Source organism: Granulicella sp. L60, from assembly GCF_009765825.1.
GTDB lineage: Bacteria > Acidobacteriota > Terriglobia > Terriglobales > Acidobacteriaceae > Edaphobacter.
On sequence record NZ_LMUR01000022.1, the window covers coordinates 797,342 to 823,968 of the forward strand.

General features: G+C 57.7%; 26 protein-coding genes. 10 read left to right on the forward strand and 16 right to left on the reverse strand.

What is annotated here, in order from left to right:
* Window positions 1–3: 3 nt before the first annotated feature.
* From GSQ82_RS24245 to crcB, 3 genes are all read left to right on the forward strand, one after another.
* Entirely contained in the window at window positions 4–1,293 is a 1,290-nt protein-coding gene (locus tag GSQ82_RS24245) for an efflux RND transporter periplasmic adaptor subunit (RefSeq protein ID WP_158794809.1), read from the forward strand.
* Window positions 1,290–2,729, forward strand: coding sequence for an efflux transporter outer membrane subunit (locus GSQ82_RS24250; RefSeq protein ID WP_158794810.1), 1,440 nt, complete (start codon window positions 1,290–1,292; stop codon window positions 2,727–2,729). Before GSQ82_RS24245 ends, GSQ82_RS24250 begins: the two co-directional genes overlap by 4 nt.
* A 155-nt stretch (window positions 2,730–2,884) precedes the next feature.
* Window positions 2,885–3,262, forward strand: a complete 378-nt coding sequence (gene crcB, locus GSQ82_RS24255; protein ID WP_158794811.1) for a fluoride efflux transporter CrcB — start codon at window positions 2,885–2,887, stop codon at window positions 3,260–3,262.
* 52 nt (window positions 3,263–3,314) lie between these two features.
* Here the strand turns inward: crcB and GSQ82_RS24260 are convergent, their stop codons facing one another.
* Window positions 3,315–5,993, reverse strand: a complete 2,679-nt coding sequence (locus GSQ82_RS24260; RefSeq protein ID WP_158794812.1) for a discoidin domain-containing protein — start codon at window positions 5,991–5,993, stop codon at window positions 3,315–3,317.
* Between the two features lie 230 nt (window positions 5,994–6,223).
* Here GSQ82_RS24260 and GSQ82_RS24265 point away from each other — a divergent pair, with 230 nt between their 5' ends.
* The gene (locus GSQ82_RS24265) at window positions 6,224–6,784 is read left to right on the forward strand and encodes a hypothetical protein (RefSeq protein ID WP_158794813.1); all 561 of its coding nucleotides are present in this window, start codon (window positions 6,224–6,226) and stop codon (window positions 6,782–6,784) included.
* A 56-nt stretch (window positions 6,785–6,840) separates the two neighbouring features.
* On the opposite strand, the gene GSQ82_RS24270 is transcribed toward GSQ82_RS24265, so the two are convergent.
* The 8 genes from GSQ82_RS24270 to GSQ82_RS24305 form a co-directional block, all read right to left on the reverse strand.
* Window positions 6,841–8,670 (reverse strand): alpha-glucosidase, encoded by a 1,830-nt coding sequence (locus GSQ82_RS24270; RefSeq protein ID WP_254061901.1) that lies wholly within the window; start codon window positions 8,668–8,670, stop codon window positions 6,841–6,843.
* A gap of 98 nt (window positions 8,671–8,768) precedes the next feature.
* Window positions 8,769–9,236, reverse strand: a complete 468-nt coding sequence (locus GSQ82_RS24275; RefSeq protein WP_158794814.1) for a single-stranded DNA-binding protein — start codon at window positions 9,234–9,236, stop codon at window positions 8,769–8,771.
* Between the two features lie 102 nt (window positions 9,237–9,338).
* Window positions 9,339–9,584 carry a hypothetical protein gene (locus tag GSQ82_RS24280; RefSeq protein WP_254061902.1) on the reverse strand — a complete coding sequence of 82 codons (246 nt, stop codon included), beginning with the start codon at window positions 9,582–9,584 and terminating at the stop codon, window positions 9,339–9,341.
* Window positions 9,584–10,135: a DUF420 domain-containing protein gene (locus GSQ82_RS24285; protein WP_158794815.1), complete on the reverse strand. Its 552-nt coding sequence runs from the start codon at window positions 10,133–10,135 to the stop codon at window positions 9,584–9,586. The genes GSQ82_RS24280 and GSQ82_RS24285 overlap by 1 nt, the downstream gene beginning before the upstream one ends.
* Window positions 10,136–11,092, reverse strand: a complete 957-nt coding sequence (cyoE, locus tag GSQ82_RS24290) for a heme o synthase (RefSeq protein WP_158794816.1) — start codon at window positions 11,090–11,092, stop codon at window positions 10,136–10,138.
* 56 nt (window positions 11,093–11,148) lie between these two features.
* Complete coding sequence (gene polX / locus GSQ82_RS24295) at window positions 11,149–12,906, reverse strand: DNA polymerase/3'-5' exonuclease PolX (protein WP_158794817.1); 1,758 nt, start codon at window positions 12,904–12,906, stop codon at window positions 11,149–11,151.
* A gap of 141 nt (window positions 12,907–13,047) precedes the next feature.
* Window positions 13,048–13,287: a cold-shock protein gene (locus GSQ82_RS24300; protein WP_305794696.1), complete on the reverse strand. Its 240-nt coding sequence runs from the start codon at window positions 13,285–13,287 to the stop codon at window positions 13,048–13,050.
* A 274-nt stretch (window positions 13,288–13,561) separates the two neighbouring features.
* Window positions 13,562–14,194 carry an NUDIX hydrolase gene (locus GSQ82_RS24305; RefSeq protein WP_158794819.1) on the reverse strand — a complete coding sequence of 211 codons (633 nt, stop codon included), beginning with the start codon at window positions 14,192–14,194 and terminating at the stop codon, window positions 13,562–13,564.
* Between the two features lie 167 nt (window positions 14,195–14,361).
* Here GSQ82_RS24305 and bshC point away from each other — a divergent pair, with 167 nt between their 5' ends.
* Together bshC and GSQ82_RS24315 are read left to right on the forward strand one after the other, a co-directional pair.
* Window positions 14,362–16,023 (forward strand): bacillithiol biosynthesis cysteine-adding enzyme BshC, encoded by a 1,662-nt coding sequence (bshC, locus tag GSQ82_RS24310; RefSeq protein WP_158794820.1) that lies wholly within the window; start codon window positions 14,362–14,364, stop codon window positions 16,021–16,023.
* 74 nt (window positions 16,024–16,097) lie between these two features.
* On the forward strand, window positions 16,098–16,244 hold the full coding sequence (locus GSQ82_RS24315) for a hypothetical protein (protein WP_158794821.1): 147 nt from the start codon (window positions 16,098–16,100) through the stop codon (window positions 16,242–16,244).
* Window positions 16,245–16,401: 157 nt separating this feature from the next.
* Here GSQ82_RS24315 and GSQ82_RS24320 read toward each other — a convergent pair whose 3' ends face one another.
* Window positions 16,402–16,626: a PEP-CTERM sorting domain-containing protein gene (locus GSQ82_RS24320; RefSeq protein ID WP_158794822.1), complete on the reverse strand. Its 225-nt coding sequence runs from the start codon at window positions 16,624–16,626 to the stop codon at window positions 16,402–16,404.
* A gap of 65 nt (window positions 16,627–16,691) precedes the next feature.
* Window positions 16,692–17,099, reverse strand: a complete 408-nt coding sequence (locus GSQ82_RS24325; RefSeq protein WP_158794823.1) for a hypothetical protein — start codon at window positions 17,097–17,099, stop codon at window positions 16,692–16,694.
* 132 nt (window positions 17,100–17,231) lie between these two features.
* Here GSQ82_RS24325 and GSQ82_RS24330 point away from each other — a divergent pair, with 132 nt between their 5' ends.
* From GSQ82_RS24330 to GSQ82_RS24340, 3 genes are all read left to right on the forward strand, one after another.
* A complete protein-coding gene (locus tag GSQ82_RS24330; protein ID WP_158794824.1) occupies window positions 17,232–17,540 on the forward strand; it encodes a hypothetical protein in 309 nt (102 codons plus the stop codon).
* A 264-nt stretch (window positions 17,541–17,804) separates the two neighbouring features.
* Window positions 17,805–19,616, forward strand: coding sequence for an ABC-F family ATP-binding cassette domain-containing protein (locus GSQ82_RS24335; RefSeq protein WP_158794825.1), 1,812 nt, complete (start codon window positions 17,805–17,807; stop codon window positions 19,614–19,616).
* A gap of 45 nt (window positions 19,617–19,661) precedes the next feature.
* Window positions 19,662–20,960: an amidohydrolase family protein gene (locus tag GSQ82_RS24340; RefSeq protein WP_158794826.1), complete on the forward strand. Its 1,299-nt coding sequence runs from the start codon at window positions 19,662–19,664 to the stop codon at window positions 20,958–20,960.
* A gap of 4 nt (window positions 20,961–20,964) precedes the next feature.
* On the opposite strand, the gene GSQ82_RS24345 is transcribed toward GSQ82_RS24340, so the two are convergent.
* Both GSQ82_RS24345 and GSQ82_RS24350 read right to left on the reverse strand, forming a co-directional pair.
* Window positions 20,965–21,477, reverse strand: coding sequence for a DinB family protein (locus tag GSQ82_RS24345; RefSeq protein ID WP_158794827.1), 513 nt, complete (start codon window positions 21,475–21,477; stop codon window positions 20,965–20,967).
* A 73-nt stretch (window positions 21,478–21,550) separates the two neighbouring features.
* Complete coding sequence (locus tag GSQ82_RS24350) at window positions 21,551–22,312, reverse strand: enoyl-ACP reductase (RefSeq protein ID WP_158794828.1); 762 nt, start codon at window positions 22,310–22,312, stop codon at window positions 21,551–21,553.
* 211 nt (window positions 22,313–22,523) lie between these two features.
* On the opposite strand from GSQ82_RS24350, the gene GSQ82_RS24355 reads away from it, so the two are divergent.
* Entirely contained in the window at window positions 22,524–23,843 is a 1,320-nt protein-coding gene (locus GSQ82_RS24355) for a Gfo/Idh/MocA family protein (RefSeq protein ID WP_158794829.1), read from the forward strand.
* Here GSQ82_RS24355 and GSQ82_RS24360 read toward each other — a convergent pair.
* The 3 genes from GSQ82_RS24360 to GSQ82_RS25470 form a co-directional block, all read right to left on the reverse strand.
* Entirely contained in the window at window positions 23,840–24,217 is a 378-nt protein-coding gene (locus GSQ82_RS24360; protein ID WP_158794830.1) for an EVE domain-containing protein, read from the reverse strand. The two genes, GSQ82_RS24355 and GSQ82_RS24360, sit on opposite strands and share 4 nt — an antisense overlap.
* Window positions 24,218–25,066: 849 nt before the next feature.
* Window positions 25,067–25,984 carry a glutamate racemase gene (locus GSQ82_RS24365; protein ID WP_158794831.1) on the reverse strand — a complete coding sequence of 306 codons (918 nt, stop codon included), beginning with the start codon at window positions 25,982–25,984 and terminating at the stop codon, window positions 25,067–25,069.
* Window positions 25,985–26,103: 119 nt separating this feature from the next.
* Window positions 26,104–26,627, reverse strand: a 524-nt coding sequence (locus tag GSQ82_RS25470; protein WP_174243132.1) for a GerMN domain-containing protein, incomplete at its 5' end; no start/stop codon positions are given.

Sequence of the window (26,627 nt, forward strand, 5' to 3'; positions counted from 1 at the left end):
ACGATGAGTTCCAGGGAGCAGGAGATGTCAGGAACAAGCAAAGGTGAGGCGGCAGTATTGAAGCATGAAACGGCAAACGGCCTCGGTGACACACATGACCGGCCTCAGGCTTCGCGAGGGTCTGTGCTTACGATCGTCGTTATCGTTTTGTTAGTCGCCGTAGTTATTGCGATCGCTGGCATCGTAAAGCGCAAGCATTCCAGTGCAGAGTTGGACAAGTACACGGACGGAACTGCGCCGCCGCCAGTGAGTCTTACACAACCGGTAATGCAACAGACTGCGCGAGAGATCGTTCTCCCAGGCAACATGCAGGCGTTTACACTGGCTCCCATCTACGCGCGAACCACGGGCTACGTGAAAGCCTGGTATCACGATATTGGTACATATGTTCACAAAGGGGAACTGCTTGCGATCATCGAAACTCCAGAACTCGATCAACAGCTTGCATCGGCGAAGGCAGATCTCGCAACCGCACAGAGCAATGCCGGACTCGCGAAGTTGACCGCAGGACGTTATCAGGATTTGATCGGGCGTAACGCGGTCTCTCAGCAGGACACCGACAACGCCGCTACACAGATGGCGTCGAGCAATACACAAGTAGCTTCGGCAGCAGCAAATGTTCGCAGGCTTGAAGAGTTGCAGTCATTCGAGCGGATTGAGGCGCCTTTCGATGGCGTCATTACGGCACGCAACCTGGACATCGGACAGCTGATCTCCGCGACAGGCAGCACAACGACCGCGGGAGCAGGTACAGTCTCCGGCAATCGACAGATCTTCGATATCTCGGCGATCCGCACACTGCGCGTATTCATCAATGTGCCACAGGTCTATGCGCCGGATGCAAAGAATGGCACAACAGCTACATTGACCCTGCCGCAATATCCAGGGCGCAGCTTTACAGGCAAGCTGGTACGGTCCTCAAGTGCAGTAGATCCCACGACACGAACACTGCTTGCGGAAGTCGATGTAGACAATCGCTCCGGCGAACTGCTGCCAGGCAGTTACACGGAGGTTCATCTGAAGGTAGCCGCTACCGCTCCTGCTCTGATTGTGCCTGTTAGTGCTCTAATCTTGGAAGCCGACGGCCTTCGCATTGCAACTGTAGATACGAATCACCATATCCATCTCGTGCGAGTGACACCAGGCCGCGACTACGGCACAACCGTAGAGGTGCTAAGCGGACTACAAGCCGGGCAGGCTATCGTCGGCAACCCACCCGATTCAATAACAGACGGAGAAGAGGTAAGGATAATCCCGACTACGCCCGCTCAGCCCCAGGAGACGAAGCGATGAATGTCCGCATCTCCTCAACGGCGGCGATACTGTTTGGAGCGCTTGCGCTGAACGGATGTAAGGTGGGGCCAAACTATAAGGCGCCCCCAGTTCCAGCTCCGCCTGCATACACCGAAGATGGCCACAACGGCGATTGGGTTGCGGCGAAGCCTGCGGATGCAACGGACCGCGGCATATGGTGGGCTATCTACCAGGATGCGGAGTTGAACGATCTGGAGCAGCGGTGCGCAACATCAAACCAGACCATAGAGGCGGCACTCCATTCGTACGAGCAGGCTCACGATCTGGTTAGTGAAAATAAATCCGCACTCTATCCAACCGTGTCGATCGGGGGCGCTTTCACTCGAAACGATGTCTCCAACAATCGGCCTCAACGTCCTGCAAACCTTCCGCAGTATTTCTGGGACTTCCTGATTCCCCTCAACATCTCATGGGAGCCTGACCTCTGGGGAAAGGTGCGCCGACAGATCGAGTCGAGTGCAGCCAACGCTCAGGCATCTGCAGCCGATCTTTCCAACACTCGCCTCAGCCTGCAGGGTCTGCTGGCTGTTACCTTCTTTCAGCTTCGTGGAATCGACCTGCAGGCGCAGCTTCTACGCACAACGATCGACGCATACACTCAGACTCTGCAGTTGACTGAGGACCGGCAGAAGGGTGCTCTCGCTTCGGATAGCGACGTAGCGCAAGCTCAGGCTCAGTTGGAAGGCGCACGAGCGCAACTCGTCGAACTCGGAGTGCAGCGCGCTCAATATGAGCATGCCATCGCTGTACTTGTTGGAGAATCGGCCACGGGATTTCGCATCGCAGAGCGTCCAATCGGCGGCGACCCACCACCAATACCTACAGGGATTCCCTCTGAGCTACTCGAGCGTCGTCCAGACATCGCAGCCGCAGAGCGGCGAGTCGCTTCGGCAAATGCTCTCATAGGAGTCGCAAAGTCCGCATACTATCCCACCATCGCATTGGGAACTGGAGCTGGAGTAGAGAGCGGTGCTATCGGCAGCCTATTCAATGCGAACAGTGCTCAGTGGAGTGCGGGACCGTCCGCCACTGAGACCGTGTTCGACGGAGGTCTTAGGAAGGCACAAGTCCAGGCTGCGATATCTCAGCGAGAACAGGTCACTGCGCTCTATCGAGAACAGGTGCTATCCGCATTTCGAGATGTCGAAGATCAACTTTCGGCACTTCGAGTACTTGAGCAAGAGGCAGCTGTGGAGCAGCGCGCTGTAAATGCTGCGAAGAGAAGTACAGAACTCTCGACACTCCGCTATAAGGGTGGCCTGACGACCTATCTTGAGGTGTTGACGAACCAGACCATCGAGCTGACGGACGAAAGGACAGCTGCATCGCTGGTAGCACGTCGCATCGTGGCGAGCGCTCAACTACAGATGTCGCTTGGCGGAGGATGGAGTGCGACTCAGCTTCCGCACGACTAGTGTTTCGGGTTAGGAGCCGATGAACCATAGATCCATCAGTGGACGAAAGAACTCGATAGCTTCTCCAACCGCGCCTCATTCTTTCGAGCATTTGCCGCAATGCAAAGATTCTGAAAGGATGCAAAGAGATTGCTCACCATCAAGGAGCACAAACTTTGCAGAGGTATCTCTTAATCGCGATAGGCGGCGCTTTGGGTTCGGTCGCCCGTTTTTGGGTTGGAACCACTGTCGCTGGCCGAATGGGCACACGCTTTCCATTTGGAACACTGGCCATCAATATATCAGCGTGCCTCATCATCGGACTGTCTTTGGAACTCCTGAATCGCCATACAAATCTTCCTCCATCCTGGCGTTTTCTTGTTCCAATCGGTTTCGTCGGCGCCTATTCAACCTTCTCTACCTTTGAATGGGAGATATTTTCCAGCCTGACCCAAGGCGAGTTTTGGATCGCAGTACTTTACGTTGTGGTTAGCCTCGTCGCAGGACTTGTTGCTGTAGCACTCGGGGTCACCTTGGCAAAGGCGATCTCATAAGGAAGCAGAAGCTATCCTCTTTATTCGCTCTCTAACTTCTATCTAGCTCAAGCTACTTCGTCATAACGGAGAACTCAGTAATACTTGGCGCATCCGCTCCTTTATCACCTTGAAACTTTAGCCGAACAAACTTGGCTCGCATCTGTGTCGCGGTAAACTCGTCAATTCCCGCAGACTTTGCAGGTGCCGCGCCGATCGTCTTCCACTGCAAGCCGTCAAGCGATGCTTCAACCGAATACGAAAATAGTCCCGGACTTCCTCGATGAACTGTAATCTTCCTTAGCCATGTAGGACTTGCAAGGGTTACGGTCAAAGCCGCCTTTGGTTCGGCGGCGGTCCAGGCAGTAGCTGGAATACCATCGATTGCACCCACAGGCGGATTTGCAGCGAGTGACGAGCTAGCCGCAATGCTTTGGCATCGTGCCAGGTCACCGGTCGGTTGCAGGTCAGGTCGCCGAGTAGGAAGTATCAAAACTTTACCGGACTGCACAATCTTCTTTCCATCCTTTGTTTCAACCGGAAGTGCAGACCCGGAGACGAGAGTAACGTTAGTCGTCTTAGGACCTATCTGTATCGTGAAGATCCGCCCCTGCCATGCCATGTTGCGCAGCGTAATCCCGCTGAGTTGAGGAGGTAGACTCGGGTCCAGATGTATCGCATCGGTGAGTGGACGAAATCCTGAAAAACCATACAAAAACTCCTGCACGAACCCACCCACACCAGTCAGAAAGTCATAGGTGGTGTCGGATAACTTCTCCGGTGCAAACTCCGAGAACTGCAAAAACGGCTTACGCAGAAACGGCTGGTAGCTGCGAATCATGTATGTGTATGCAGAGCAGCCTGGAACATCCACCGCCGACGCCGCGATCGAGTGGATAGCGTCCGTCATGGCCGGACCATTCCTATCTGTGCGTGGCGTGTAGTAGTTGAGATCATTGATGCCGAACGATTTCGGCATGGAAAAATCCAGAGGGTACGTAAGCATGGCAACGTCCGCCTGCTTGATCTGTCTGCCGTCATATCCATCATGCTCAAGATAGATATTCTTTGCCTTATCAACCGGCATCGTGCTGATCAGGCCACGTCCGACCTCATCCCACATCGGAGGCGCTGTCTTACCCAGCACCTTCGCTGCTTCAATCGCTCTCTCAAGCGCCAACGAAGCAGCAGCATTCGTATAACTATCGTTGTTCGTATCTACCGCGTATTCGTCCGGCGTCTGTACCTGCAAAAGAGAGTATCCGCCGTTCACTGCGGTAGCCTTGCCCGTCCAGAACTGCGCAACAGCCTCTAGAACCGGCCATCCCCGTTCCTCCAGCCATCTCTTGTCGCCCGTCGCTTCGTAGTACTGCCACTGGGCCAATGCAATATCTGCCTGTAGATGAAACTCCTGCGTACAGCTCTTGTTAGGATCCGACACAACCTTGCCATGGGAGTCGGTAACAGCGCCATAACACTCGTCTCCCATGTCGCCCGTAGTCCCACTGGTCCATGGATAAAATGCGCCTTGATAACCATTGTTCGCAGCATTTCTACGCGCTGCCGCCAGCGTATCGTATCGATAGTCCACCATGACGCGAGCGATCTCCGGATGCTGAGCTAGCAGCACCGGAAACATCCAGGTATCCGCATCCCAGAAGACCATGCCTGCATAACCATCACTGGATAAACCAGCTGGCCCGATACTCGCAGGGCTGTCGCTACGTATGCTCGCGTACAGACTGTATTCACTGGAGCGGATGGCCTGTTGCAGAGAACGATCCCCACTGACCAACACCTCGCTCTCCCACACAGAAGCCCAGGCCACCTTATTCTCTTCCAGCAGTGCTATAAGCCCACGAGATGCTGCTTGCATCGATTCCGCAAGAGCGTCGGAGGAAGGCGTCTGAGAGTCGCGTCCAGTGACCACAGCGACGTACTTCGTGAACGAATAGCTCTTTCCGGCTTCTACCTCGAACACGACCCGTTCGCCCGCCGTCTGCGCCACATCCGATTTAAGCGCAGACGATGTAACCCCATTCACTTTAGAAAACTGCAAGGTCGATGCTTCAGCAACCAGGATGCCCGTTCCCTTTGCCCTCGATGTAACATGAATTGTCTGTGTCGCGAGGTCAACTCCGTCATCAACAGGATCTATTCGCCGCGCACCGGCGCCATCCAGAACGCTGCTCACGATAGCCTCTCCTGTCCAAAGAGGAACGAGGTCGAGTGTCACCACCGCAAGATGCTTTCGCGCCCGGTCAGTGCTCACCCGGTATCTGAATCGCGTCCTCTGTCCCGTCGGAGAGACCCACGTGCCAGACGTCGTGACAACGCCGGTTCGCAGATCAAGGCTTTGGTTGTAACCGATAACTTCGTTCTTCGAAACCGTGGCAGGAGAATAGACACCGGAAGGCGTCGCGAACGTAAGTGTCGACCACGTCGGGATCAGCGCAATCGCCTGCTTCTCCTCTTTATAGAATCGCCCATCCGCCACCTTGGCATAGACTCCGGCAGCGATCGAAGAAGCAATACGCTCCGTGCCGAGAGGCCATCCCACATGTCCCAGGTCCCCAAGATAACCCATACCCGCAGCAGGTATACGCTGTCCCAGATAACCATCTCCAACATACGGCTCAGCCTCAAAGCGGTTATCAAAATCGGAGGTCGAAAGCGTCCAGTCCTCATCCGCCTGTGGATGCGCTCGATGAGCAGCTTGCGCCACCATAGCCATCGGCGAACAAAAAGCCATCCATAAAACAATCACCTGCGCACAGCAAAACGCACAAACAAACATCCAATCGCCGCCACCGGATCCAAGGCTTCGAGTCAACAACATTCGAGAACTTCTCTTCACGAGTTCATTGAAACACGTTCCCTATCTTTAAAGGTAGTTGCTACAATCTGTCGAATGCAGCTTCAGACAGTTACTACATACGCATCGCTATCGTATGATCCCCCTTAGTCCACATAGGAGCACCGATGAAACTATCAACCCTGGCTGTCATTCTCTTCACTGGCATCGTGTCGCCAGCCGCTATCATCGCCCAGACGCCTTCCAATCAATCGCCGGCCGCAGTGATGAAGCCCACCCACGCTGGTATCCTCACCTCTGCGGAAGCCGAGAAGACGCTGCCCGCATCTGTGTTTTTTCGCGGCCAGAGCGCACCCATTCAAGGCCGTAACTCGAGCGGCGTTCGTTTCGAAGACAACAGTCTGGTGCTCGTCTCACTCGTCGATACCTCAGGTTACTCAAGCCAGGTACAGGAAAAGTACCAGGCATATCTGATTGCTGAATCCCCGCTTGATGTGGACGGGCATCAATTAGCGCCAGGTGCCTACGGATGCGGCTTCATCGGAACCGACAAATTTGTTGTCATGGACATCGGTGGCCACGAACTCTTCACCGCCCACTCAGTCTCCGACACCGCCCTCAGTCGCCCACGGCCGCTTCAGATCATGCCCAACACTGGCGTAGCAGGTACCTATCGTCTGTACATTAATCGCAACTACGTCACCTTCCACGCCGCATCAGGAAGCTAATCAAGCTCATCATGGCTAACTAAACCGGGGTCCCAGAGTATCGGGACCCTCAGTCATTACTGAATTGATCCAACCCAAGAGCTAAACGGCGGAAGTGCAATATCTTTCAACTTACTGGACCCTCGCAGTGACGGAGCATCAGTAATCACCGTCTTCGCCGATATACTCTTTCCCACCGCCCTCAGATCGAATGACACCGTCTGTGGCTCTCCCGTGCAGTTGACCGCCACCACAACCGAAGGCCCACCATCCACACCCTTTCGTACAAATGACAAAACCGATGGGTTGTTCTTATCCAGCATGACCATCGTCCCATTGCGCAGCGCCGGATTACTCCTGCGAAACGCAATGAGAGTCTTGTACCAGTTCAGCATGGAGTCAGGTTCACCCTCTTCCACCCTCACGTTGACAGTCTTGTAGTCGACACCGATCGGCAGCCATGTCGTAGAAGCAGTACTGAAACCGGCATTCTTTTCGCCGTTCCACTGCATCGGCGTACGCTCACCATCGCGCCCCTTCTCCTTCGGCCACCCCGTAATGCCGATCGGGTCCTTCACATCTTCTTTGCGCGTCGGCACCGACGTCGACATCCCCAGCTCTTCACCGTAGTACATCAGCGGCGTCGAGCGCGAGGTCAGCAGCAGAGTCGCCAGCACCTTTGCAATAGCCTCATTGTGAACGCCATCACCATAGCGATCCCAGCTCCTCTTGTTATCGTGATTATCGAAGACGAACAATGGCTGATTGCCATCGATACTCGTCTCTGCATCGTTGATCCGCTGCCGAAGCAGACTCGCATCCAGCTTATTCGTAAAGCCCACCTGCATGTCCATCGGCAGTTGCAGCTCGTCGTGCTTGGAGCCGCCGTACCACTTGTCCAACTCCTGCACACTCGGCAGGTAGGTCTCGCCGATCAGAACGCGGTCGCCAGGATAGTGATTCACCATCGCACGAAGCCTGCGCATCACGTCGTGGACCTCGGGCAGATTATTGGTATAGGTGTCCTCGAGAATCGGGTCGCCCTGCGCGTTGATTCCACCCAGCGCAGGATTATCGCGAAGCTTCTGATCCTCAAATAGACTCGGCACGGCATCAAATCGGAAGCCCGATACTCCACGGTCCAGCCAGAAGCGAACCGTATCGAACATGGCTTTCTCAACCTCTGGATTTCGCCAGTTCAGATCCGGTTGCTGCTTGTAGAACTCGTGATAGTAAAACTGCTTCGTCCTCGGATCGTACTGCCACGCAGAACCGCCAAATCCGCTGATCCAATTATTAGGTGGTATCGGCTTTCCATCCGCCGTATATCCCTTCGGATCTTGCCAGATAAACCAATCGCGCTTCGGATTTGTCCTCGAACTCGCCGACTCCAAAAACCACTTATGCTGATCCGAAGTATGGTTCATCACCATATCCATAATGACGCGGATGTGACGAGTCTTCGCCTCCGCCACCATCCGGTCGAAGTCCGCAAGCGTGCCATACTGCGGATCGATATTCTCGTAGTCGGAGATATCGTAGCCAAAGTCGACTAGCGGAGACGGATACACCGGGGTCAACCAAATTGCGCCAATATCCAGCGACTGCAAGTAGCCGAGCCGCTCCGTAATTCCATTCAGATCGCCGAGCCCGTCGCCGTTAGAATCCTGAAAGCTGCGCGGATAGATCTCGTAGAACACCGCATGCTTCCACCACGGATCATTGCCGGATTGCGCCCCCTGGCCGTGCCCTGCAACCTCGTGAGCAACCGGCACCGCAGGAGCATTCGCCATCTGGCCATGCGCCGCAGCGAAAGTCGCTCCACACAGCGCGGCTGCCACAAGCATCGTCTCCAAGCTCTTCGCGAACCTGCCGGGCATCTCTAGTCTGTAGTGCTTACGACTCATCGAGGCTCCCATAGACACATGCCCTCAACAGCAGACAGAAACGCCGCATTGGCAGCGGTCGCAAAACGTGAAACGATCATCCACCACGCGAGTAGCCGTTAGAACGGTATATCGTCGTCCGTGATCCCTACATCCGCATAGTCGGACTGACTCGCAGGCGTACGCTGATCGAAGCTCGCCGTGTTGCTGCTGCTCTTGGAGTAGCCACCAGGAGCGCTGCCGCCTTCAGACTTCCCACCCAGCAGGGTCAGCTCATTGCACAGAATCTCTGTCTTGTACTTCTTCTCGCCACTGGTCTTATCGTCCCAGGACCGGGTCTGAATCTTGCCCTCAATCAGGATCTGCGAGCCTTTTTTGACATAATCGCGCACGATCTCGGCAGTGCGCTGGAAGCAGACGATATTGTGCCACTCCGTCTTATCGGCCCAGTTGCCCTGAGCGTCCTTCTGCCGGTCGGCCGTAGCGAGAGAGAAGCTGGCGACGGTCATCCCGCCTGCGGTGGAACGAATCTCGGGGTCCTTGCCGACGTTGCCGAGAAGAAAGACTTTATTGACGCCTTTTGCCATGTGAAAACTCCGGTCTATGCAGGTTTGCAACGTTGAGAATAGCAGATAGAGCGCTGTGCTTGGCGGAGCGGGCGGATTGCCTTACAGGGAATACCATCCGGCTCAGCGCCGCAAATCCCCAAAGATCTTCAACGCTGCCAGCAACAGAGTAAGGAAGCCCGTAGGAAGACACCCCATCGCCAACATCAGCGACAGCCAGCCCATGTTCGTATGCGGCCCCTGGTGGCGTGTGATCCCCCCAAAGCTCGTAAAAATAAGCGCCGCCGCAATCACCCCAACGCCGAAGATGATCAGGCCGGTACGAAGCAGTTTGCGTGTGTCTGGCTGCAGATAGAAGCGATTCGCCATCAATGAATCAGCGCCTGCATCGCATAGACGATGACGCCCGTGATCGACACATAAAGCCAGATCGGGAAGGTATAGCGGGCCAGCTTCTTATGAGCAGGGAAGCGCCCCGTCAGCGAAAGGAAGAACGTAATCAGAATCATCGGCAACGCGACGATCGAGAGCACAACATGCGACGCCAGCAGCTTCCAGTAGAAGGGCCACCACGGACTTAGCCGATTGAAGTGCGTCTCCCCATGCAGCGTAAAGTTCGTCAGGTACGAGACCAGAAAGATAGTCGAGAAAAAAAACGCGGTAAACATCGCCGCACGATGCTGCGCAATCCGCCGCGACCGGATATACCCAAACCCGATAAGCAGCGCAATCGTGCACAGTCCGTTCAGCACGGCATTCAGCAAGGGAAGCGAGCGCAGATGAGCGCCTGTCACATCAAGCGGCGCGTGGAAGTAAACCAGGTAGCAGATCAGCGCGCTTGCCGCCGCACTGACAACAATAATGGTGGCGATGATCGACGGTGGCGTCCGGATGTTCGTGCTGCGCAGAGAGTCTTGCATTTAGAAGAGGAGGCGTCCTTTCGCATCAAGCATCATGGCGGCCAATAGGAGCGGCAGATAGATCACCGAGACCCGCAGCAGATCGCGAGCATACCGGTGAGAGATCTCCGACCCCGGATCGCGAACAATTCTTGCAAACCGCACCGTAAACCAGAGATAGCCTAGGCCAAGCACACCCGCCGAAACCGTATACAGGTTCCCCGTCACATGCAGAGCACTCGGCCACAGGCTCACCGGAATCATCAGAACCGCATAAAAGAGAGCCTGCACCACGCTGCTCTGCGCGGCATATCTCGTATTCGGCAGGTTGGCCGTCAGCCGGATGCCGCCACGTGCATAGTCCTCGCGATACATCCATCCGATTGCCATGAAGTGTGGAAACTGCCAGACAAAAAGAATGGCAAACAGCGCCACCCCGGGCCACTCGATCACACCGCGCGCAGCCGTCCAGCCGATCAACGGCGGCAGCGCCCCCGGAAATGCCCCAATAAACGTATTGATCGTTGTCGCCCGCTTCAGTGGAGTGTAGATCCCCACATAGCCAATCGCGGTCAGCAGCGTCAGCGTTCCCGTCAGCAGGTTCGTCGCCCACGCAAGATACAGCGAACCCAGAAAAGTAGCCGCAAACCCAAGCAGCAGCCCATGCGTCAGCGATATCCGACCCGCAGCCATCGGACGATCCGCCGTGCGCCGCATCAGGCCATCGCTCTTTCGCTCCATGGCCTGGTTCAAAGCGCTCGAACCGCATGTAACCACAGCAATCCCCACCAGCGCCGCCAGGCTGCTCAGATGAAAGGGGCTTATCCCACTGCGTAGGCAGCCAAGGTAGAACCCCGCTCCCGCCGTAATCAAGACCATCGTGGAGATCCGCAGCTTGAACAACACCGCGTAGTCGGCCATCAGCGAATGTGTCTTCGCGGGCGCAAGCACGTGATCGGTTGTCGCGGAGGTAGCCACGTCATCAAGTGTATCGCGTCAGCCGCCGATAACGTCCAATCGTCCCACCCACCACCTCAAGGCTTCGGACGCAGACGCCGCAGCAACGCCTCTGCGCTAGCCTCGGTATTCACCACATCTTCCTTCGTCAACCACGCCCGTCGCAGCTGCGTAATCCCATACCGCATCTGGTCCAGCTCTTCCGTAGCGTGCGCGTCCGTATCCACCACAATCTTGCATCCATGCTGCTTCGCCAGCTTCAGGTGCAGATCGTTCAAATCCGCACGCGCCGGGCTGGCGTTATGCTCCACCGCCACTCCCAGCTCAGCCGCCCGTCGCAGAATTGCATCCATATCAATCGCATACGCCTCGCGCCCCAGCACCTTCCGCCCCGTTGGATGCCCCAGGATCCGCACATGCGGATTCTCCAGCGCCCGCAGCACCCGCGCCGTCATCTCCTCCATCGGCTGCGAAAAGTGGCTATGCACGCTGGCCACAACAATATCCATCTCCGCCAGCGTCGAGTCCTCAAGATCCAGCGCCCCATCCACCAGGATGTCCACCTCAATCCCCGCCAGCACTCGGATCCGCCCGCCATGCTCCCGCTGCATCTCCGCATCCACCTCGCGAATCCGCCTCACATGCTCCAGCGCCCGCGCATCGTCCATGCCGTTCGTCATCGCCAGATCCTTACTATGGTCCGTAATCGCAATGTAGCCCAAACCCCTCGCCAGCGCCGCCTCCGCCATCGCACGAATCGTATCCCGCCCATCCGTCGCCTCGGTGTGCATATGCAGGTCGCCGCGAATATCGTCCAGCGTAATCAGCCGGGGAAGCGTGCGCGCCGCAGCCGCCTCAATCTCCCCGCAGTTCTCGCGCAGCTCCGGTGGAATGTACTCCATCTCCAGCGCCTCGTAGATCTCCGCCTCCGAAGCCGCCGCCACGATCACGTTATCTTCCAGCCGCAGCAGCGCATACTCACTCAGCGTAAGCCCGCGCTTAATCGCCCTCTGCCGCAGCGCCACGTTATGCATCTTGCTTCCGGTGAAGTATTGCAGCGCCGCCCCATAGCTCGCCCTCGGCAGCAGCCGCACGTCCACCTGCAGATTGTTCCGCAACGTAAAACTAACCTTGTTTTGCCCCTTTGCAATCAGCTTATCGATCAGCGGCAGCCCCGCCACATGCTCTACCGCCGCGCTCACCACATCGGCCTCGCAAGCAGGCCCCGTCGCCAGCAGATCGAGATCTCCCACCGTCTCCCGCCCACGCCGCAGACTCCCCGCCGGCGTCACCTCATCGATCCCCGGAAACGCCAGTATCAGCGCGCTGATCGTATCCGCATATCCCCTCGCCTTATCAATCCGAAACCGGCTCGAATTCTTCCGGTGGTCCTCAATCCCCTTCAACAGCTTCACCGTAAATTTGTCGCCCATCCGCGGCAACTTCGCCAGGTGCCCAGCCTTCGCCGCAGCCTCCAGCCCGTCGATATCGCACACCTGAAGCGCCGACCACACCAGCGCCACCGTCTTCGGCCCCATCCCCGGCAGCCGCAGCAACTCCAACATCGTAGGTCTGTACTTCTGCAGAAGCTCTTCGCGAAGCGGTATCGCTCCTGTCGTCAGCAGCGCCACAATATTCGCGGCCATGCCCTTGCCGATCCCCGCAATCGCAAGCAGCTGCTTCGGCTCATCCACCAGCGTAGCCAGCTGCGTCGTCTGCTGCTCCACCGCCTCCGCCGCCCGTCTATACGAGCGGATACGAAACGGATCAGCGCCATCGATCTCAAGAAGAGCTGCAGTCTCGTCCAGCAGGCGTGCTATCGAAATATTATCCATTGGGGGAGTTCAGAACGTGCGTCAAATCACCGAGCCAGCAAACAAAACACTGGCCAGGAGGTCCTGAAACCAGATTACACGGTGCAGTGTGAAAACTCAGCCCGTCACCACTGCACCTTATCCAAACAAGCGAACCAGCACTCAGGAAGCCGCAGCCTCAGAAGAAGCAACTTCCTTCAGGCGAGCCACCTGGTCCGCCTGCGGTCCCTTATCGCCTTGGATAATATCGAACTCCACCTCGTCACCTTCCTTCAGGCTCTTATACCCCTCGCGCTGAATCGAGCTGTAATGGACGAACACGTCCGCTCCACCATCCCGGCCTAGAAAGCCGTACCCTTTTGCATTGTTAAACCACTTCACTGTGCCTTTGTATTGTGCCACTGGAGCAACTCCCTTTTTCGATCTCTTACGCAGGACCTGGCCCATACAACATGCAGCAAGGAAACCCGAAGTTATCTACTGCATAACCTCTGTGACGCAAAACGCAAGGTGAGAGTTTTCTATGATCGAAGGGAGTTGTTTTTTTTCACAGTTTTGTTGCTTCTATCGCGATTTTGTTGATGTTATGGTCGCCACCTTGCTGTGTCGCCCACCGAACAATCTTCCAGGCAACACGTGCGCAGCCATGCGCATCGTCAGCTAAGCTGAACCTCCGCTAGAGCCGCCCCTCGCGTCGCGCAGCGTCGTATAGCATCAATCCAATCAACGTCTTGCCATCGTGAATCTTGTTCGCCTTCACCAGTCCCAGCGCCTCCGACAGCGGCATCCGAAAGACCTCGATCTTCTCATCCGGCTCCGGCGTCGCCACACCCTCGCGTATATCCCGCGCCAGGTAGATCTGCATCCACTCCCCCAGAAATCCCGGACTCGCAAAGTACTTCGTCAGCAGCTTCCAACGCTTCGCCCGGTAGCCCGTCTCTTCAATCATCTCGCGCTTCGCCGCAGCCAGTGGAGCCTCATTCGGTTCCACCCGCCCGGCCGGAAGCTCGATCAAAAACTGACCCGTAGCATGTCGATATTGACGCTCCAAAATAACGTCGGGATCCTTCGGGTTCTTCGACTCATCCACCGCCAGCACCACGATCGATCCGTTGTGACGAATCACATCGCGCGTATTCACATGGCCCCCCGGCTCCTCCACCTTATCGGTGAACACCGAGAAGACCTTCCCCTTATACGAAAGCTTCGACGAGATCAGCCGCGGCTTCGCGGACGACTTTTTATTCAGCGTTTGAACTTTGGATAGATTAGACTTCGGGGCGGTTACTCTCTTTATCGGGGCAGCCATAAGGCTAAATTATCATCCTGCATCTAGACTTGTGTCATGGGCATCCAACGGTATGCACAGAAAAATGCAATGCAGGGCTGCGTCCAGCGTCTCCACAGCCGGCACGGAAGCGTATTAGCAACAAAGAACAAGGAAATCTCTCTGTAAAGTAAGGGGTCTGGCCTGTAATGAGCGTAGAGTGTTTTCCCATCACGGTGTTGCCGCACGTCTCGCAGATCTACCGCGACTACCTCGCCATGGCCGACAGCCCCGAATCAGCCCCAGTCCGCACTTGGTACGGCGCCCCACCCTTCGCAGGCGGATGGATCTCTAAAGCCAAGCCCGAGACCGTTAGCCCAACTCACGCCAACGCCCTCGCCGACCTCCTACATCAGCAAGCCGTGAACTTCAACTCCGGCGAAGCCGCCCTCGCAAACATCCAAAAGCTGCGCTCCGGGGCTCGAGCCGTCGTCACTGGCCAGCAGGTCGTTCTCTTCGGCGGTCCGCTCCTCACCATCCTCAAGGCCGCAACCGCCATCGCCCGCGCAAAAGAGGCTACCACCGCCACTGGCATAGACCACGTCCCCGTCTTCTGGATGGCCACTGAAGATCACGATCTCGAAGAGGTCGATCAGGTCTCGCTCCTCAGTAAACAAGGTGTTGAAACCCTCCGCGCCCACCTCAAAGTCGCACATGCCGTTCCCGTAGGCGGAGTCGTCCCCGGCCCCGAACTCGCATCCGTACTCGACCACGCCGCCGAACTCCTCGAATACGCCCCCATCAGCGAGTGGCTGCGCGAGTGTTACCTGCCACACAACGAGGCCCACCCCACGCTCGCCCTCGCCTTTGGCCGCCTCATAGCAAAGATCTTCGCCGACCAGGGCCTCATCGTCATGGACGCCGCCTCCCGCGACTTCCACGCCCTCGGCGCCTCCACCCTCCGCTACGCAATCGAATACGCCGCACCCCTGCAACAAGCCCTCATCGCCCGCAGCAGCGAGCTCGTAGAGGCTGGCTACCACGCCCAGGTGCTCGTAGCTCCCGGCAGCTCCATGCTCTTCCTCCTCGACGAGGCCACCGGCGAGCGCGTAGCCCTCCGCCAGCTAGCCGACGCCCAGGCTGATACCGATGCCGGACCGCAATGGAAGGCCGGAGGCCGCACCTACTCCACCCCCGACCTTCTCGCCATCCTCGAATCCACGCCCGAGCGCCTCAGCCCCAACGCCCTCCTGCGCCCCGTCTTTCAAGACACCCTCCTTCCCACCGCCGCCTACGTAGGCGGCCCCGCCGAAATTGCCTACTTCGCCCAGAGCGCCGTCCTCTATCAGGCAATCCTCGGCCGCATCACCCCCGTCCTGCCCCGCCTCACCGCCACCCTGCTCGAACCCGCCATCGCCACCGTCATGGACAAGGACGAGATCCAGCTACCCGACGCCATGACCACGGCAGAGTCCCTCGCCCAGCGTCTCGGCGCCCGCGCCATGCCCATCGAGGCCAAGCGCAAACTCGCCGCCGTAGGCAACGCCCTCGAACAAGAGCTTTCCGCCCTCACCGACTATCTCGGCAACATGGACGCCTCGTTAGGCCGCGCAGCAACCGTCTCCGGCTCGAAGATGAACTATCAGATGAACCGCCTTCGCAGAATGGCCGCAACCTTCCAACTCCAGAAGGAAGCCAGCCTGCGCAAACACGCCGATGCGATCACGCTCAACGTCTTCCCCAACGGCCATCCGCAGGAGCGTCTCCTCGCCGGCGTCTGGTTCATGGCCCGCTACGGCGACGGCCTCATCGACCGCCTCGTCACCGTCGCAGCAAACCAGTGCCCCGGCCACGTCGTCGTGCGCCTCTAACCCCAGCCTCCAATCACAGGCAGTATCGACATCTAGCCTAAGGGTGAGGATGGATTGATAGAGAAAGTGTCTCTTTGAGCGCTAGCATCGGCGGGATAGAGATTCGCAGACGTCCGGGGATCATCACAGCAGTGCTGACCGATCTAGAAAGCGTCATCCTGAGCGGAGCCTTCGCAGTTTCATCGCGACAGGCGCAGCCGAAGGACCTGCCATACGTTTGACGTCCCAATACTCTTTCCTCATCTCGCACCACATCCGACCAGTTCCGCATCGTTCTACAGGTCGACACCACCAGAGAAGATATTAAAAAGATGATCCTGCCAGACGGGCCGTCTGGCAGGATCATCTGATGAGACCAGAAGCCATTCCTGACTTCCTTTATCCAAACAATGGTGTACTTCTCTTAGCCAAAAAGACGATACCAATGAGACCAATCGCAATCAGGTAGAAAGAGGGTGGCTCCGGGACCGCACTCGTATCTCCGATCTCTGTGATCGTCAAAGTGTCACCGGCGGTGTCAGTTATCTGGCTATAACCAATCTTAGGATCGTAATCAGCTCCGTCTTGATCAAAATATTCAAAATCGACCGATCCCGACGTCATGACGTAAGTTCCTGGAATAAAAACGGGTGATTGGATTGGACCTCCAAATACCGTAGGCCCATTTTCTAGAAAGTTGAAACTGTAGCTTGCGTCTTGCCAGCCGAAACCGAACTCGCCTGTGGGGGTGGGATTTGTGTATCGAGATTGGCGAAGTAAGGATCCATAAAATAGCCCACCTCATCCTGAGAAGGGCAATATCCACCCGAGCACAGGGATTGTGCTTGCAGGGTGGGTTGGTCTCCAATGCCCGGTCCCACAGGATTAGAGGATGTGGTTGGAATCGGAAGAGTCCAGGAGAGAGAACTGATATCGCCTCCGTAGGGAGCATAGATCGGAGCGTGATTCAAAGTCAGAGTGAAGAGATAGAGCGGGTCGGCATAGGCAGAGGATGTGAGGACAAACGCGGCAACAACAGAAGCGATTCTGAGTCCGCGTACGAGTTGGCGTATCAGGGCAACTGATTTGATCGGCATGCGCGGAATTCTACACGTGACGAATAGCTATCTATTGTTACAAATCAACTTCCCCGCGAGCATTGGGTTCGTCCGGCGGGATAAAGCCAATCCGCTTAGAACTATTTAGAATAAGCAAGTGAGGTAAGTTCCATGGGATTGAGCGACCAGCCTTTTGAAGTCATGTGTCCAGACTGCGGCGCCATGCTGAAGATCGACCCCGTAACCCGATCGATCATCGCGCACACGTCCGCTCCAAAGAAGAAGATGTTCGAAGACTTCGGCGAAGCCGCCAAGGCCCTCCGCGACGCCGACGCCCGCCGCGACTCCATCTTCCAGCAGTCCGTAGACGCCCAGAAGAACAAGGACGATGTCATGGCAAAGAAGTTCGCCGAAGCCGTCAAAAAGGCCAAGGAGACTCCGCTCACCGACCGCCCCCTCCGCGACTTCGACCTGGACTAAACGCTGTCGAAAATAAACATGAAAATGGTGGCGTAGTTCAAGCACCCCAAAAAGCGGCCAGCAACGAACCACGCCCACCACACAATTCACCACGAACTCACCAGCTAATTACCACGCCCGCACACCGTTTTTTGCAAAAACCCCAGCAAAAACACCCCTCCACCACAACAGGAAAAATCCGCAAAAAACCACCCTCAAATCCTCCAGCAACTGCCGCTCCACCACCCAACCGGCCTAACCCACGTATCACGGTAAACTGAAGAAATGCCACCAATCCTCAATGCGCAAGGTCTAACCAAAGCCTTCGGCGCAACCCCTTTGTTTCGAGAGATTTCCTTCACCGTATCCGACGGCGACCGCATCGGCCTCATCGGCCCGAACGGCGCTGGCAAGAGCACACTCCTCAAAGTCCTCGCTGGCGACGAAGACGCTGACGCCGGCGACGTCGCCATCCGCAAGCGCGCCCGCGTCGGCTATGTGCAACAAGAATCAACCTTTGCGTCCGGACAGACCGTCCGCGCCGTCCTCGAAGCCGCCCTCGTCCGAGCCAAAGTCGCCGAAGGTGAACACGAAGGCCGCCTCCGCGAAACCTCCGGCCGAACCGGCTTTCCCGACCTCAACGCCGAAGCCTCCAGCCTCTCCGGAGGCTGGCGCAAACGCCTCGCCATCGCCGAAGCCGTCGTCACCCATCCCGACGTTCTTCTCCTGGATGAACCCACAAACCACCTGGATCTAGCGGGGATTGCGTGGTTAGAGGAGCTTTTGAATGAGGGTAGTTTTGCTTGCGTCCTTATTAGCCATGATCGTTATTTTCTTGAGAATGTTGCGACAGAGATAGTTGAACTGAACCGCGTCTACGCCGAAGGTCTCCTGCGCGTCAAAGGAACTTACTCCAAGTTCATCGAGGGCAAGCAGCAGTACATGGAAGCCCAATCCAAACTGCAGGATGCATTGAAAAACCGCGTAAAGATTGAGGTTGACTGGCTTCGCAGAGGTCCCAAAGCCCGCAGCACCAAGGCCAAAGCGCGAATCGACAACGCACAGGATCTGATCGGTCAGCTCAAAGAAGTAAACTCCCGTGTGCAGACCGCAAGCGCAGGAATCGATTTTTCCGCCACCGACCGACAGACTAAACGCCTTGTGGAACTGGAGAATGTCGCCGTCGTTTTGGGCGATCGCAAGATCGTCGAAGGCCTGAACTTCCTGGTCACTTCAGGCATGCGCGTCGGACTAGTCGGTCCGAATGGAAGCGGCAAGACAACGCTCCTTCGTCTCCTCACAGGAGAACTTGAGCCGACAGAAGGAACGATAAAGAAGGCGTCTTCCTTGAAGATTGTCTACTTCAGCCAGATGCGTGAGCTTGAAGAAGGCGTAACGCTGCGCCGCGCGCTCGCACCCGACTCTGACTCCGTCGTCTACCAGGGCAGAGTGGTGCACGTAGCAAGTTATGCGACGAAGTTTCTATTCACCAGCGAGCAGTTGAATCAACCTGTCGAGAGGCTAAGCGGAGGAGAAAGGGCGCGTGTACTCATCGCGAAACTCATGCTCGAACCCGCGGATCTACTGCTCCTCGACGAGCCGACGAACGATCTCGACATTGCGACGCTCGAGATCCTGGAGGAGAGCCTGCTCGAGTACACAGGCGCATTGGTGCTCGTGACCCACGATCGTTACATGCTCGATCGCGTATCGACGATCGTGCTTGGACTCGACGGAAGAGGTAGTTCAGAGAGGTTTTCGGACTACTCCCAGTGGGAGCAGTGGCGGTGCGTCAAGATAGAAGAGGCCATTACGCCAGGAGCGACAGGGAAGGCTGTGGAACCTGCAGTCGCGATCAATGGAAGTTCTGGAAAGAAGAAGCTCTCTTATCTCGAAGCGCGTGAATTTGCTGGTATTGAAGCGTCAGTTGACGCAGCCGAGGAGCGCCTACAGGCGGCGAGGGAAGCGATCGATGATCCTGCTGTGGCTATCGACGCAGCGCGGCTGAGTGCGGCATTGGCGGAGATGGAGTCCGCGCAGGAAGCCGCAGACCTGCTTTATGCGCGCTGGGCCGAGCTTACGGATAAAGCTGGATAGACGCGAATCGCTACGAAACTCATTTCAAGATATGCTGCTGAAACGATGAAAAATCTGATTTGTGGCCTTGCAATGGGGTTCGTAGCGGCGTCGTCTTCTCTCGCGCAGAGTCCTGCGTCAAAACAGATCGTGCTTCACGCGGCGCGGATGTTGGACGTGGCGGGTGGACGTATGGTGACACCGGGTGAGGTGCTGGTGGAAGGCGAGAGGATCGTTGCTGCTGGCGCTCATGTAGACAGGCCGGTAGGGGCCGAGGTCATTGATCTTGGAGACGTGACTCTCATGCCCGGGCTCATCGATGCGCATGTGCATCTGTTCCTGCATCCAGGTGCCGAGGATTTGCAGACCGTGCAGGAAAGCGTGCCGGAGAGAACTCTGATCGCTGCTGGCGCTGCGAAGGCCGATCTGATGGCGGGCTTTACCGCCGAACGCGATATGGGGAGTGAGGGTGCGGGATGCGCGGATGTCGCGGTGCGAAACGCCATCAACTCGGGTCTCATTGCAGGGCCGCGGATGCGCATGAGCTGTAATGCGATTGACCTGACCGGCGGGCACGAGGATGCGATTGGATATAACCCGGCGCAGAAGGTGCTCTCGAATGCGGACTACGCTGATTCGAGTGAGCAGATTGTGAAGGTGATCCGCGAACAGCGCAAGGATGGAGCGGACTTCACAAAGATCTACGAGACGGGACGTGATTCATTCAAAGATGGAGTGTTTAAAACGCCGTACCAGTACACGGAGGAGGAACTGGCGGCTGGGGTGAAGGAGGCGGCGCGTACGGGGGGTGGGGTTGGGTCGGGACGCGGTGTGGCGGTACATGCTACGGGAGAGCCGGGGACAGGGTATGCGGTGGCGGCGGGTGTGGCTTCGGTGGATCATGCGTACCAGTTGAGCGAGGCAACGATGCGGGCGATGAAGGAGAAGCAGATCTATGCTGTGCCTACGTTTGCCATCGCCGAGTACTTTGCCGACCACGCTGCGACTCCTGCGAGGGCAGAGCGGGAGCGTGCGGAGCAGGCGTATCACGCGGCGGAGTTCAGGAAGCAGCTTGCTGCTGGAGTGCCGATGGCAGTGGGGAGCGATGTTGGTCCGTTTCCACATGGGACGCAGGCGCGAGAGCTGGAGCTGATGGTGCAGTATGGGATGAAGCCGGTCGCGGTGCTTCAAGCCGATCTGTTGAACGGGGCGAAGCTGCTCGGTTGGGGCGGTCAGATCGGCGAGTTGAAGGCCAGCTACTACGCCGATGTAATTGCCGTGTCCGGAAACCCACTCGAAGATATCTCAGCGGTGACGAAGGTTGGTTTTGTGATGAAGGGCGGCGTGATCTATCGCCGCCCGTGACGGACTATTTTGGTGACCACTGCTCATCGGCGGATGGGCCGTAGAGGGCGGGGACGGGGATATCGTTGAGGCGGAGGTAGACGCCGAGTTGCGCGGTGTGATGGATGAGGTGGTCGAAGCACATCTGCCGGAAGGTGAGAGAACGTGGGTTGTTCGAGATGATGTGCTCGCCGAAGCCAAACTTCCAGAGAGCGGAGAGGTGCTCGTCGCTGGAGGCAGCGATAGCGGCGCGGCATTTGGCTGAGATCTCGTCGAGTTGTTTGAGCGCGTTCTCCCTGGTGGTGAACTCCAGCGACATATGGGGACGTTTGGATGTGGCCATGTCCATGCCGTCGTCCTCCATGATGTAGTAGCCGAACATCAGGAGGGTGGCACAGTGCATGGCGAGTTTGCCGAGGGGCATGGACTTGTCGTGACATTTCCAATCGTTCTTGTTCTCCGGAACGCGCTCGAGGGTGCGGCGGGTGTTGGAGACCTCGGTGTCGTAGTCCTGAAGAAGGATTTCAGCGATGCTCATAGAAGCTCCTTTTGGTTCAAGATCAAACGATGGATCTGTTACATAAGTATGAAATGACATTTCATGAGACGGATTACAGCCCTGTGGTGTTGTAGCCGCAGTCGACGAAGGTGATCTCGCCAGTGATGCCGCTGGCGAGGTCGGAGACGAGGAAGAGTGCGGCGTTTCCTACTTCGAGCGCGTCGACGTTGCGGTGGAGCGGTGCGCGTTCTTCTACGGCGTTGAGGATTTTGGTGAAGTCGCCGATGCCGCGAGCGGCCAGGGTCTTGATGGGGCCGGCGGAGATGGCGTTGACGCGGATCTTCTTTGTGCCGAGGTCGGAGGCGAGGTAGCGGACCGCGGCTTCGAGCGCGGCTTTGGCTACGCCCATGATGTTGTAGTTGGGGAAGACCTTGTCCGCACCGTAGTAGGTGAGGGTGAGGATGGAGCCCCCCTCGGCCATGAGAGGCTCCGCGGCGCGAGCGAGGGCGATGAGGGAGTAAGCGCTGATGTCGTGCGCGACGCGGAAGTCGTCGCGTGTGGTCTGGAGCACGGTGTTCTTGATGTTGGGCGCGAAGCCGATGGAGTGGACGAGGATATCGAGCTTGCCGTAGGTAGCCTTTAGCAGTTCGAAGACAGAGTCGATGTCGGCATCGATGGAGACGTCGCAGCGAAAGATTTTGGTGCCGGGGAGGTCGGCGGTGAGCTCTTCGGCTTCGCGCTGGAGGCGCTCATTCTGGTAGCAGATGGCGAGGGTGGCGCCGGCTTCGGAGAGCTTCTGGGCGATGCCCCAGGCGATGCTGCGCTTGTTGGCAAGGCCGAAGACGACGGCTACTTTGCCTTTGAGATCGATCATAGTGATTGGTGTCTCCTGTTCTTGACGCACGTTCGAGGATATCAGCGGAAGGTGGGGTCTGAGTAGATGAACTGGTCTCGCTTCGTTCGATAACTCATCTGCTTCTTGCGAGAGGGTGAAGGCCAGCCGTTTGTTGTGGCTCTTCGGCGAGCGAAGACCTGCGGGAGCGGAAGTGTTCTATGCTGGGTGCGCAGCTAAGGAGACGAATTGCATGTCGGAGTTTTCACGGAGACGGTTTTTGCAGACGAGCGGTGGGTCGGCGATGGCAGCGGTATTGCCCGGGGCTAGGATGTTGGGACAGGAGCAGGCTGCGCAACCGGTGGCAGGTGGGGATCGGGTGCGGTTTGCGAGCATTGGAGTGGGGATCCAGGGGTCGTCGCTCCTAAGGGCGGCGGTAACGCTGCCTCAGGCGCAGTGTGTGGCGGCGTGCGATCTGTATGACGGGCGGCATACGCTGGCGAAGGAGATTGCCGGGGCGGGAATCAAGACGACGCGGCGGTATCAGGAGATTCTGGACGATAAGAATATCGAGGCTGTGATTGTGGCGGTACCGGATCACTGGCATAAGCAGATTACGGTGGACGCGATTCGTGCGGGGAAGGATGTGCACTGCGAGAAGCCGATGGCGCACACCATTGGCGAAGGCGAAGAGATGGTCGCGGTGGTGAAGAGCAGCAAGAATTTTGTGCAGGTGGGGTCGCAGAGGGTGAGTTCGAAGGTGTTTGGGAAGGCGAAGGAGTTGTACGATAGCGGGGCGATTGGCGAGGTGCATCAGGTGGAGTTGCAGTTGGGGCGGAACTCGCCGGGTGGGGCGTGGGTGTATCCGCCGCCGCTGGATCTATCGCCGGAGACGCTGGACTGGATGACATGGCAGGGGACCGTACCGAAGAAGGCGTTCGATCCGATTGCGTTTGCGCGGTGGAGAGCGTTTCGTGAGTACGGGACGGGGATGGCGGGCGACCTGATGGTGCATCTGCTGACCGGGATGCAGTTTGTGACCGGCATCAACGCATTTCCGGATAAGGCGTATTCGATGGGAGGGATCTATCGGTGGAAGGATGGGCGGAATATGCCGGACCTGATGGTGACTTCGTTTGAGTATGGGAGTGTTGCGGTGACGGTGCGGCTGACGCTAGGGACGGAGACGCCGGAGATGACGCGGATCATGGGACCGAAGGGCGTGATTGAGATTTCGAATTCTAACCAGGTGACGCTTATTCCGGAGCTTGGGGTGGATCGGTCGCCGGCGTATGGGATCAATGGGTTTCCGTCGGCGATGCATGCGGCGTATGAGAAGCAGTGGCATGCGGAGCACGATGCGTTTCTGGCAGAGCATCCGCTGGATGACACGATGAGCTGGAGGGGGCCTTCGTGGGACGACTTGCGACCACACCTAGCGACGTTCTTCGATGCGGTGCGCTCGCGGAAGCCGGTCGTGGAGGATGTTGTGTTTGGGCATCACGCGGCGGCGGCGTGCCACATGGCGAATGCTTCTTACTTTGAGAATAAGGTGGTCTTGAAGAAGGCTTAGGCGGTGAGCCAGTCGTACTGCTCTTCGGTGAGGGGTACGACCGAGAGGCGAAACTGGCGGAACATGATGGAGTCTTTGAAGATGGCGGCGGTGCGGATGGCGTCGAGGGGTTTCTCTGTCTTGAGGCGCTTGACGGGCTTGATGCGGACCTGCGGATTTTTGGGGTCGGCGGCGTCGACCGAGACTACCTTGGCGGTGCCGATGGCGGCCTTGCCGATATTGGAGTGGTAGATGACGAGCTTCTCGCCCTTCTTCATGCCGCGGAGGTAGAGGAGGGCCTGGTTGTTGGAGATGCCGTCCCAGGTGGTCTCGCCGTCGCGCTCGAGGTCTTCGAAGGAGTATTTGTTGGGTTCGGTCTTCAGCAGGTACGGCATCGTGTTATCTCCTTCGATTGGTGGTATCCCCCACCCTGGCGTTATTGTGTCAAAGTCTTCAAAAGATATGACTTAGGTCTGTACTTCGGTAGGACTTCGATGCAAAAAGTCCTGTTTTTCGTGGGTGCAAGTGGTAAAGTCTTGATTTATTTGGGGATAGATGACGGATATCTTTTCGGTATTAATATTACCATTTTGCCCCCTATTAACAGTATATCTGGATGCGGGAGGTTCTACGTCACGGGTATCTTGTTTTGAATGAGTTATTTATGAGGGTCGGGGCTTGACAGGTTTGTGGATGCGGTTTAGCTGCATCAGGTGCCGCCTCTGACAATCAATTTGCCGTGCTTTGGGCTCATTGGCACCAGACAAGAAGGCATACCCCAAGGGCTGAACCCCCATTCTGGGTGTGTTTGGAGGCCCAAGGCTAAAGCCTTGGTTACCCCAGAAGCAAAGGCGTTGAGATCTGAGGTAGTGTGGGCTATCACAAACGCAAAAGCCTTAGAAACATCAGGCAGCGTGGGCTATCTCAGAAGCAAAAGCCTTAGGTGTTCGACCTATAGAGGATGCGGAGATGGGTTGGATGTGGTGCGAGATAGGGAGAGAGTATTGGCACGTTGAGCTAGTGGCAGGTCCTTCGACTGCGCCTCTCGCGATGAGACTGCGAGAGGCTCCGCTCAGGATGACACCTTTTATATCAAATCCAGCACTGCTGGAGGATCTCCGGACGTCTGCGAATCTCTATCCCCCGATGCTCACGCTCAAAGAGACACTTTCACTATCAATCCATCACACGCTCAGGCTCTATGTCGATACCGCCTAGAACGAAGATTTTGATTGGAAAGGCAGTTAGCCGCCGAGGTCGATGAGGTTGACTTCGGCTACGGGCTGGCCGAGGAAGCTGGAGCCGAGGTGTTGGAACTTCTCTATGGAGTCGGTGGCGTAGAAGATGTAGGTGGGCTTGCGGGTGGTGTCGAGGGAGGGGAAGTGCTGGGCTACGAGGGCGGCGGTGGCGCGGGCGGTGGCGTCGGCGGAGTCGATGATGGTGAGGGGGTGGCCGATGGCGGCGAGGGTGCGGCGGATGGCGGGTTCGAGCAGGGGGTAGTGGGTGCAGCCGAGGAGGAGGGTCTGAGCTGCGGGGGCGGAGGTCAGGGCTTCGGTGAGGTAGATTTTGAGGACTTCGTCTGTGACGGGGTGGTTGGTCCAGCCCTCTTCGACCAGGGGGACGAGGAGGGGGCAGGCTTTTTCGGAGGCTTCGAGGCCGAGGGCGTTGAGGGCGTGGGTGTAGGCGTGGGATTGGACGGTGGCGGAGGTGGCGAGGACGAGGACGTGGTGGGCTGCGTTGGATGGCGGCGCCTCACCCACCTTAGCGACGATGAGACCGTCGCGAAGATGGGGCACCCGGTCTTGTGATGGGTCGAGATGTTTGCCTGTGGCGAGGGCGGCATGGGCTCCGGGCTGGACGACGCCGATGACGGGGATGGGGAGGGACTGCTGGATCTCCGGGAGGGCCATGGCGGTGGCGGTGTTGCAGGCGATGACGAGGAGTTCGGCTCCTTGTTCGTGGAGAAACTTGGCGCTGGAGACGGCGTAGCGGGCGATGGTCTCGTGGGATTTGGAGCCGTAGGGGAGACGGGCGGTGTCGCCGAGGTAGATGTAGTGGGCGCCGGGGATGAGCGGGAGGAGGGAGCGGAGGACGGTGAGGCCGCCGAAGCCGGAGTCGAAGACGCCGATGGTGGGGGAGTGGGTCTTCGTGGGCTGGGACATGATTTTGGGTACGTTCGTTTGGGGCGTTGAAATGGTCATTGGCCTATGGCTGGAGTTTACGGCTGAGTCGATGGTCGAAGTTTAGGTCTGCAGTCTATGTCTTAGTTACGGCGGCTGAGTTATGGCTGGGTTGGGTCTTCGGTTGGGGGCTCGGCCTTGGTGGTGGTGTCGGTGGCGGTGTAGGTGTGGAGAAGGTCGGCGTGGCCGGCGAGGGTCTCGCGGGGCTGGCCGTCGACGAGGAAGCGGATCTGGGCGATGCGGGGCAGGGCGGCGTGGAGGGTGCCGATGATCGATTGCAGGGTGAGGGCTTCGACCTGGATGCCGGAGGGGTGGGCGTTGGCGAAGGCTCCGTGGAGGTTGACGACGGCGAGCTGGGCGGGGGACTGGTCGTTGGTGGCGGGGTGGGGCGGGGTTGTGGTGGGGGGGGCGGGGGGGGAGGCGGCGGGGGCTGGGGGGGGGGGGGGGGGGGGGGGGGGGGGGGGGGGGGGGGGGGGGGGGGAGGGGGGGGGGGGGGGGGTGGGGGGGGGGGGGGGGGGGGGGGGGAGGGTGGAGATGGATTGGGCGAGGGTCTCGATGGGGGAGAGGATGTCGGGGCGCAGGCCGGTGCGGGTGGTGGTTTCGGCGAGCGGGGCGATGGCCTGGT